This window comes from Flavobacterium sp. CF108, from assembly GCF_900129795.1.
In the GTDB taxonomy this organism is placed as follows: domain Bacteria; phylum Bacteroidota; class Bacteroidia; order Flavobacteriales; family Flavobacteriaceae; genus Flavobacterium.
The window spans coordinates 132,729-141,552 of the sequence record NZ_FQWW01000011.1 but is presented as its reverse complement, the minus strand read 5'-3'; the positions used below and the strand labels follow the sequence as shown (position 1 = coordinate 141,552).

At 32.1% G+C, this 8,824-nt stretch carries 6 protein-coding genes; 3 read left to right on the top strand and 3 right to left on the bottom strand.

What is annotated here, in order from left to right; translation table 11 throughout:
* Positions 1-836 precede the first annotated feature (836 nt).
* Positions 837-1,049, bottom strand: a complete 213-nt coding sequence (locus BUE10_RS22850; protein ID WP_073489355.1) for a hypothetical protein — start codon at positions 1,047-1,049, stop codon at positions 837-839.
* A gap of 1,210 nt (positions 1,050-2,259) precedes the next feature.
* On the opposite strand from BUE10_RS22850, the gene BUE10_RS22840 reads away from it, so the two are divergent.
* From BUE10_RS22840 to BUE10_RS22830, 3 genes are read left to right on the top strand one after another with little or no spacing between them, the layout of a single operon-like run.
* Complete coding sequence (locus BUE10_RS22840; RefSeq protein WP_073489352.1) at positions 2,260-3,639, top strand: gliding motility-associated C-terminal domain-containing protein; 1,380 nt, start codon at positions 2,260-2,262, stop codon at positions 3,637-3,639.
* A 32-nt stretch (positions 3,640-3,671) separates the two neighbouring features.
* On the top strand, positions 3,672-4,589 hold the full coding sequence (locus tag BUE10_RS22835; protein ID WP_073489350.1) for a PorP/SprF family type IX secretion system membrane protein: 918 nt from the start codon (positions 3,672-3,674) through the stop codon (positions 4,587-4,589).
* A 19-nt stretch (positions 4,590-4,608) separates the two neighbouring features.
* Positions 4,609-6,594 carry an OmpA family protein gene (locus BUE10_RS22830; protein WP_083598269.1) on the top strand — a complete coding sequence of 662 codons (1,986 nt, stop codon included), beginning with the start codon at positions 4,609-4,611 and terminating at the stop codon, positions 6,592-6,594.
* An 83-nt stretch (positions 6,595-6,677) separates the two neighbouring features.
* Here BUE10_RS22830 and BUE10_RS22825 read toward each other — a convergent pair whose 3' ends face one another.
* A complete protein-coding gene (locus BUE10_RS22825; protein ID WP_073489348.1) occupies positions 6,678-7,676 on the bottom strand; it encodes a helix-turn-helix domain-containing protein in 999 nt (332 codons plus the stop codon).
* A gap of 52 nt (positions 7,677-7,728) precedes the next feature.
* Complete coding sequence (locus BUE10_RS22820; protein ID WP_073489346.1) at positions 7,729-8,709, bottom strand: helix-turn-helix domain-containing protein; 981 nt, start codon at positions 8,707-8,709, stop codon at positions 7,729-7,731.
* Positions 8,710-8,824 lie beyond the last annotated feature (115 nt).

Here is an 8,824-nt window from a genome sequence, read left to right as displayed (position 1 = left end):
TTTGTGTTGAAACTATGTGGTTATACAATCTTTGTAGAGTTGCTTGCGAGTCCTTCGACTTCGCTCAGGATGACAAACTGTACGGTTACAAAATCATCGCTCAATCTTGTCATTGCGAGGAACGAAGCAGCCGCACTAACAAGAAGCAGCTTTGGTAATAAACTATGTGAGATTGCTTCGTTCCTCGCAAGGACAAACGCTGTGGTTATACTATCGTTGTCACCCTGAGCGAAGTCGAAGGGCGCAAAGTAATTCCACAATCAAAATCAGACCCGACAGGTTTTTAAAACCTGTCGGGTCTCTTTGCGTCAAGACAAACAATATGTTTACACAATTTTTGTCCTCCTGAGCGAAGTCGAAGGACACACTAGAAATTTCGCAAAGAAAGTCTCCAATCTTTGTCGAGTTACTTGCGGAGATTTGCTTCGCCTGTTCACTATCGCTCGAGTCTCCTTCGTCGAGAATTGTAAAAGTTACATATTTCAGTAATTAAAGAAGGGCTGATATTAAGTTCCTGAGCGAACTTCGCAGGATTTGAAATAATACCCGTCTTCTTCAGGTATTCGTAGATAATTAAAAATCTCTAAGTTACATCGTTCATTACAATAGAATTAAAGATTTTTGTCCCTTTATAAGTTTTTTTAGAATTGTACAAATATTTCTTGCTTTATAGAATTAAAGAGAAATCGTTATTCTAATCTAATTATACCGATTACAATTGCGACAGAAAGCAGTTTAGATTTGGGCAGTTCAAACGAATCGTAAGCTGTATTATCGCTCACAAGAGTTATAAAGTTATCATTATTAGACTTGCAGACACGTTTAACCAGCATACCTTATTCGGTATTTAAAACATAAACTTTGTTCCATTGAAAAAAAGTATCTAGCAGCAAATGCCTGCAGGCAGCAATATCTCCATTATTATAATTTGGATACATTGAGGAACCTATTATGTTAATTAAGTAATCAGCCCCTTCAAAAGCTGGTACTAAAAATGGAGCATCATTATAGTTTGAAACAATTTTATTAGCATAGTTGTATGCGGTCATGTTTTCGGCAGATATAAGTGATAAACTTTTATTTTTATCAAAACCGGCATTTATGCTGCTATTTGCAATATTATCTTTATCGATGTCCTGGCTGGTGTCGATGCCGTTTTTTAGAATATTCCCTTTTCCGGTTTTAATCCGGTCTTTGTCAATTAGTGAATTTAAATTGCATAGCTTATTAATAAAATCAACAGGTAAATTAACTTTTCCGTTTATTACTTAAGAAAATGACGATTTGTTAGAATAACCCAGCAAGCTTCCAAGCTCTTCTTGATTTTTGGCAGTACCTAAACTTATTAAGGTCTTTAATGATATTTTAATTCTTTGTAGTTCAGTCATTGTTTTTACTTCCTTAAACTTCAATTTGTTTTTCTAAGTAAGAAATTACTTTTTGCAGGCCCCCTATCGTTTTCCTTTCTCTATTTAGCTGGATCTTTAAAATTTGCAAGATCATCTAATGATGATATAGGAATGTTTGAATTTTTAATCATTGGCGTTCTCATTATTAATCATTCGCCTCTTAATATTTAGCGAATAAAGGTAAAAAGCTGCATAATGTAATTCTGTTTATTTAGGTTTTTTAGTCTCTAAAGTGTTTTTTTGGACAAAGAATCAATAAAAACCTTAATCTATGGTTTATTAAACGTTTATGGACTATTAGTACAATAGTCATCAATGATATTTGCAGTATTATTTTTCATTACTTCTAAAGGAGTAAAATAATCTTTTTGGTAATTGTTTTCTTAAGAGGGGAAGTTTCGGCTTCCTCTTTTTTTTGCGGTAGTTTTTACACTATAGGCTGAACTTATAATATGTTTTTCTTTGATTTATGATGCTGTATTTTAGTGATTTGATTCTTGATCTAAAAAAAATAGGATCAAAAAATAATGATTCATAAAAGTCAGCATCTGCCACATTTTTCAATTAGTTTTCTTTTTTCTGGATGTATAAAATGTCCTAATCTGCAATTCTAAAAACTTTTTAAGGTTACTGCCCAATCATCTATGTAAGAATTTTGCAGCGTAAAATTAATTAAATCCATGACAGCTAGTTGTTTGTGGTTTTGCTGCTCAAAAAAGAGGTTAAAACGGTACTAACATTTAAACCTATTTTAATACACTAATGACTTTGACAGGTTATTGGAGTTTTGAGCCCGAAGTAATTTTACATCATAATTTGAAAACAATTTATACCAAAAAAATATATAGATATGAAAAATAATACTTTATATAAAGTAAACAAACAAAACGATTCTGAGTCCTTGTTTAAACAAGGTTCAGTTTGTGGCTTTTTGGTTTTGGCCGGTCTTTTGGCTTGTCAGGAAAGTCAGGCTCAATTCTATAATACGGGTGATGTAAAAGTAGAAGGGAATACTATAATGTCCGTTTATGAAGATTATGACAATACTGCTTCAGGAAAGTTTACCAATGATGGTGATGTCTATATTTTTAAAAACTGGAACAATGACGGAGAAGTTGATTTTACTGCAGGAAAAGATGGTAAAACAACTTTTGAGGGAGATACATTACAAAACATTTTAGGTTCTAAACTAGCAGGATTTCAAAATTTAAAATTTGATAATAGCGGTTCTAGATATGAAAAGAAAGATGTTAGAGGGTTAATGCCTTTTTTATTATCAACTTCAATTTCTGTAAATAAGAACGCTGATTTTTCAACAGGAATAATTGATGCTATTACGACAGTACCTCCTGTAAATGGCGCTGCCGATTTTACGAAAAACGGAATAGTAATTTTTGAAAAAGATGCTGTTCATGAAAATGCAAGCGATGTCAGTTTTGTTGACGGAAGGGTTCAAAAGTTAGGTAAGAATGAATTTGAGTTTCCGGTTGGAAACGAATTTTATTTTAGACCCTCTTATCATGCTAAAGGTGATAATCCAGGCAATATATATACTACACAATATTTCTTTAAAAACTCTGATGACAAAGACCATAGTCACTCCAGTAAAGAAAGAGAAATTCAGCTTATAAATAATCAGGAATACTGGACTGTAACAAAAGATAAAGGAGCAGAAAATATTGTACTGACTCTTACTATGGATTCCAGAACTACACCTTCAGAGTTTTTTAATTTAAATGATGATAAAATAGTTGTTATTGTTCGTTGGGATGGTACAAAATGGGTAAATGAAGGTGGTGAAGTTGATATAAATAAAATTCCTAATTCAAAAAGCGATGGAGGTTATACACAATTGTTAACTGCAAGGGTAAATGGATATGGAATGTTTACCATGGCTATAGTTGATAAAACGTTTGGTGCAGATGATGGATTAGTTGTGTACAACGCAGTATCTCCTAATGGTGATGGCATAAATGATACTTTCCATATTAAAGGACTGGAGAAATTCCCGGACAATACACTTGAAATTTACAACAGATGGGGTGTAAAAGTATATGACGCAAAAGGTTATAATGAAAGTGATGTAATGTTTGCGGGTTATTCAGATGGGCGAGCTACAATTAATAGAGGTGAAAAACTTCCTACAGGTACTTACTTCTACATATTGAAATATAATAACGGTAAAAAAGCGAAGGAGAAAGCAGGTTACCTGTATATCAATAACCAATAATTCTAAAAATAAGTATTGAAAACAATTAAGTAATGAAAAATATATATCACATAGTAATAATATTGTTAGCTGGGGTTTTTAGTGCCTCAGCACAGCAAGAGTCACAGTATTCGCAGTACATGTACAATACAATGACATTTAACCCTGGTTACACAGGTTCAAGAGAAGTAATAAGTGCCTTAGGATTATACAGAACACAGTGGGTAGGTCTGGAAGGTGCACCAAAAACAATGAATTTTTCTATTCAAAGTCCGTTAGGAACTCATGCTAACGGTATAGGTTTAAATGTTGTAAGCGATCAAATTGGCCCGGTAAAAAATACTGGGGCTATGGCGAGTTTTGCTTATACTATTTTAGGAAGCACAGATGTAAAATATTCATTTGGTGTTTCTGGAGGTTTTGACAATTTTAGTGTTGACTACAATAAAGTAAATCGTGAACGCATGGATGATCCTTATATGGTTGGGACAGTTTCTCAATTTTCTCCAAATGTAGGTGCAGGTTTTTATGTACATGCTGACAGCTGGTACGTGGGTATTTCATCTCCAAAACTATTAAAAACATCTTATTATGACGATGTAAAAGAAACAACGTATTCTACTAAATCACATTTTTATTTATTAGGAGGTTATGTATTCGATCTTAATCCTTATTTGAAATTCAAGCCGGCAGTTTTAACAAAATATGTTTCAGGTGCTCCATTAGCAGTTGATGTTTCTGCAAACTTTATGTTCAATGACAAATTTACGCTGGGTGCAGCCTATCGTTGGGATGCCGCCGTAAGTGCATTGGCAGGTTTTCAAATTACTGATGGTCTTATGGTTGGTTATGGTTATGATCATGATACAACGAAACTTGGAAATTATAACTCAGGGTCGCATGAGATTTTCTTGAGATTTGAATTAACAGGTTCTTCAAAATCAAGATTAGTAACGCCAAGATTCTTCTAATAATTACCTAATACCAAAGATGATGATTTATAAAAATATAAAAATTGCTTTTATTTTCCTGATGGCTTGTATAATGAATATTAGCGTACAGGCACAGGATAAAAGATTAGAAAAAGCAAATAAAGCATATGACAAATTCGCTTTTGTTGAAGCAGCGAAATTGTATGAAGAACAGATTAATAAAGGAGTTAATACAACAGAAGTTTATACAAAACTTGGAGATAGTTATTATTATAATGGAAATTACCCTGAGGCAGTAAAGTGTTACTCTAAAATTGTTACTTCTACTACAAAAGTTGATCCGGAATATTATTTTAGATATGCACAGGCTTTAAATAATACACAAAATTATAATGAAGCTGAAAAAGTCATGAAGTTTTATTACTCTAAAGCTGGTAAGAATGATCTTAGTGCAAATTGGGGCGAAACTAAATTGATGCAGGCGATCAAAGCACAATCTGGTCGTTACACTTTAAAACCAGTAGAAATTAATACACCGTTTTCAGATTTTGGAAGTGCTTTTTATGGCAAAGACAAAGTAATATTCGCATCTGCTAAAGATACCGGAACGGTAATCAAACGTAAACACAGCTGGAATGAAAAAGCATTTTTAAAATTATATTCTGCTGATGTAACAATTGACGGAGGACTTCAAAATCCGGTACTGTTAAAAGGAGATGTAAATACAAGATATCACCAAAGTACACCGGCAATTACAAAAGATGGTAAGACAATGTTTTTTACCAGAAATAATTACATTGACGGTAAACTGGGTGCAGATAAAGACGGTACAAGTTATTTGAAAATTTATGTTGCTCAAAATGTAAATGGAGAATGGGCTAATATTAGAGAATTGGGTTATCCAATTAACAGTGATGGATTTTCATCGGCACACCCTGCATTAAGCCCTGACGAAACGGAACTTTATTTTGTTTCTGACAGAAATAATAAATTTGGTAACTCAGATATCTATGTAGCAAGTTTAAATAAAGGCGGTTTTGTTGGTAACGACGTAAGAAAACTAGGTGACGAGATCAATACTCCGGGAAGAGAAACTTATCCTTATGTAGATGCATCAGGTATATTGTATTTTTCTTCTGACGGGCATCCCGGATTAGGTGGTCTGGATGTATTTGCTGCAATGAAAGATACTGAAGGGAAATACAAAGTGGTTAATGTAGGAGATGGTGTAAATACAGCAAGTGATGATTTCGCTTATGTAATTGACAGCAAAACTAAAAAAGGATATATGTCATCAAACAGAAGCGGCAATGATGATATCTACGGATTTACAGAAAACAGTCCAGTTAATTTTGACTTTAGTATAAATCCAATTGTATTTGGAACATTAAAATATACATCTGGAGGCCCAATTGAAGGCGCTGAAATTCAGATTTTTAATGAGAAACAAGAACTAATAAATACTATTTATACAGATGCAGAAGGTAAATATAAAACGGAATTAGATCCTTATATTAAGTATAAATTAGTTTATAAAAAACCTGGAATTACTGAAAAAAATCAGGATGCACCACCATTTAAACCAATGGAGAAAAGAGAGTACTCATTTGAGTTCCTTAATGAACTGGAAGTTGTAGTTAATGGTGAAACAAAACAGATTACTGAAGGAATTGATTTGAATAAAATTTTGAACTTAAGTCCTATTTATTTTGACTATAATGGTTACAAAATTAGAGAATCATCTAAGGCTGAGCTGGATAAAGTAGTTGAAGTAATGCGTACAAGACCTAGTTTATCGTTGACTATTAATTCACATACAGATAGTAGAGGACGTGATGATTTTAATATGAAATTATCTGAGAACAGAGCCAAAGCAACTGTTGATTATATTGTAGCACATGGTATTAATGCTGAGCGTGTTTCGGGTCATGGATATGGAGAAACTAAAATATTAAACAGATGTACAAATGGTGTAACATGTACAGAAGCTGAACACCAAGTGAACAGACGTTCAGAATTTATTGTAAGTATAAATGCGCATTAAAAAAATATTAATAGCAATAACAAAAAAGGGTATTCATATGAATACCCTTTTTTGTTATAAGAGCTATAATTAACAATTAATTTTTAGTGTCCTTTTTTTACAAAATCATCAATAGGTTTTCGATTAAAAAGCTCATAATATTTTGAAGTAAAATAGCTTAATTTACTATAGTTTAACTCATACATAACTTCGGTTAAAGTATGAAACTCCCCGCTTTTAAGAAGCTCTCTTCCTATTGTCATTTTTTCTTTGATGAAAAAATTATTTGGTGTGGTATTAAAACATTTTTTAAATGCGATTTTGTATTTTGATTCAGACATTCCGGCCATTGTTGCCAAAAATACTACTGAAGGAAATGGGCCATAAATATTATCCAGAAGAAACTCTTTTGTTTTATTCATTGCTTCATTTTCTGCCTGAGTTAATGCATTGGTATTATTTTCCAGATCATAAAATCGGCTGAAGAAATTACCAAGTAATTTTAAAGTAGTGCCTTTTATAAAAGAATCAAACGATAAATCATATACTGATTTAGTTTTAAGCGATTGCAGTAAAAGTGTGCTGTTGCTGTCAATATTGCCATAATGATAGAATTCGTCTTTTTTTTGAGCTTTATCTTTTGTGCGGGGTTTGGGTTCCTGACTTGTATATTTGGCAATGAAATTGGCTAGTAATTTTTTGTCTACTAATATTCGTACAGCAAAGGTTCTTTCATGTACTGCAGGCTTATACGAACTTTCTATTTGATTATCAATAATAGCAAGATCTAACTTGTCGTAAGATCCAATTTCGTAATCTTCATTATTAATCTTAATTAAATTTACATGTTCACTTAAGTCAAAATGAAAAATATACAAATCATTTTCGGATACTTCCCGGCATATTTTTAAAGGTATATTAAGGGATAAATCAATAAAAAATACAGAAATGCCTGGTGTAACCTGTGTAAAATAAGATTGCCCTTTGCCGATTTTTTCAGGAAATACAATAATCTTATTATCTATAACTTTTGTTTCTGTCTGTTCGGCCAGTTTATGCTGCCATTCGGGCGTGAGACTATAATAGTGAAATATTTTTTTCATATAGAAATTTTTAAAAATGCAGTATGTATACTGTACTTATTTAAAATATTTTTTATAGGTCTTGGACAAATGTTTTAGGAGAAACTCCAAAGTATTCTTTAAATTTTGAGGCAAAATAAGAGTTGTTGGTAAAATTAAGCTGGTCTGAAATTTGAGATATAGAAAATTGTTTAGTTTCAAGCAGTTCTTTGGCTCTCAGTAATTTATTTTCTATGAAAAACATATTAGGCGTACTTCCTGTTATTTTATTGAACAGCGTTTTAAATTTAGATTCAGACATATTTGCTTTTTCTGCCAGTAGTTTAATACTTGGAAAATGATCTTCAATGTTTTCGATTAAATACATTTGCGTAGCAATAATGCTTGTTAAATCGGGCTGGTTTACAGTTTGAATAATGATACGTTTGGCTGCCAGTTTTTTAAGATAATTGGCAATAAGCATATGAACAGTTCCAACTAAATTTAAGTCAAAAATTGGCCCTCCAACTTTCTTTTTCCTTAAATCGTCAAGAATATGAAAGCTTTCATTGCTCATCCTGTCAAAGCGGATTATAGTATTTTTTTCAGGATTTATTATTTCATCGATATTAGGCAGTTTAAGACGGTTTTTTATGGCATATTCCCTTATGGAGCTTTTTTTGATAAAGATGCATAAAGCAAATGTTTTACTCCCTTTTGTTACATTATAATCAGATTCTAGAGTACCGTCAATAATAGATAAATTGTACTGCCACCTGCTTACATTGTACATGGAATTATGAACAGATACAGTGGCTTCGCCATCTGTTAAGTTATAATAAAATCCAACAAAATCGTTGCTTGAATTTTTTTGTATGAGGTGTAAATTTTTCTTGTATTCTACATTAATGTAATAGGCTATAATTCCTTCGCCGCAATCAAGAAAATACCTTGTTCCGGATTGGATATCCTCAGGAACAATTATAAAATTGCCCTCGACTTTTCCGTCATACTGTTTTGCAAAATTTTCTACCCAGCTTAAATCGGCACTATAAAAATGTTCTATTGTTTTCACAGGAAAAGTAGTTTGTATTATAAAATTAATATATTTTTTGTTAAGTTGTTGATTAATAGTATTGTTTGGTTGAAATAAATAAGTTTTTTCGTTTTTATATTAAACTTTAATCAAT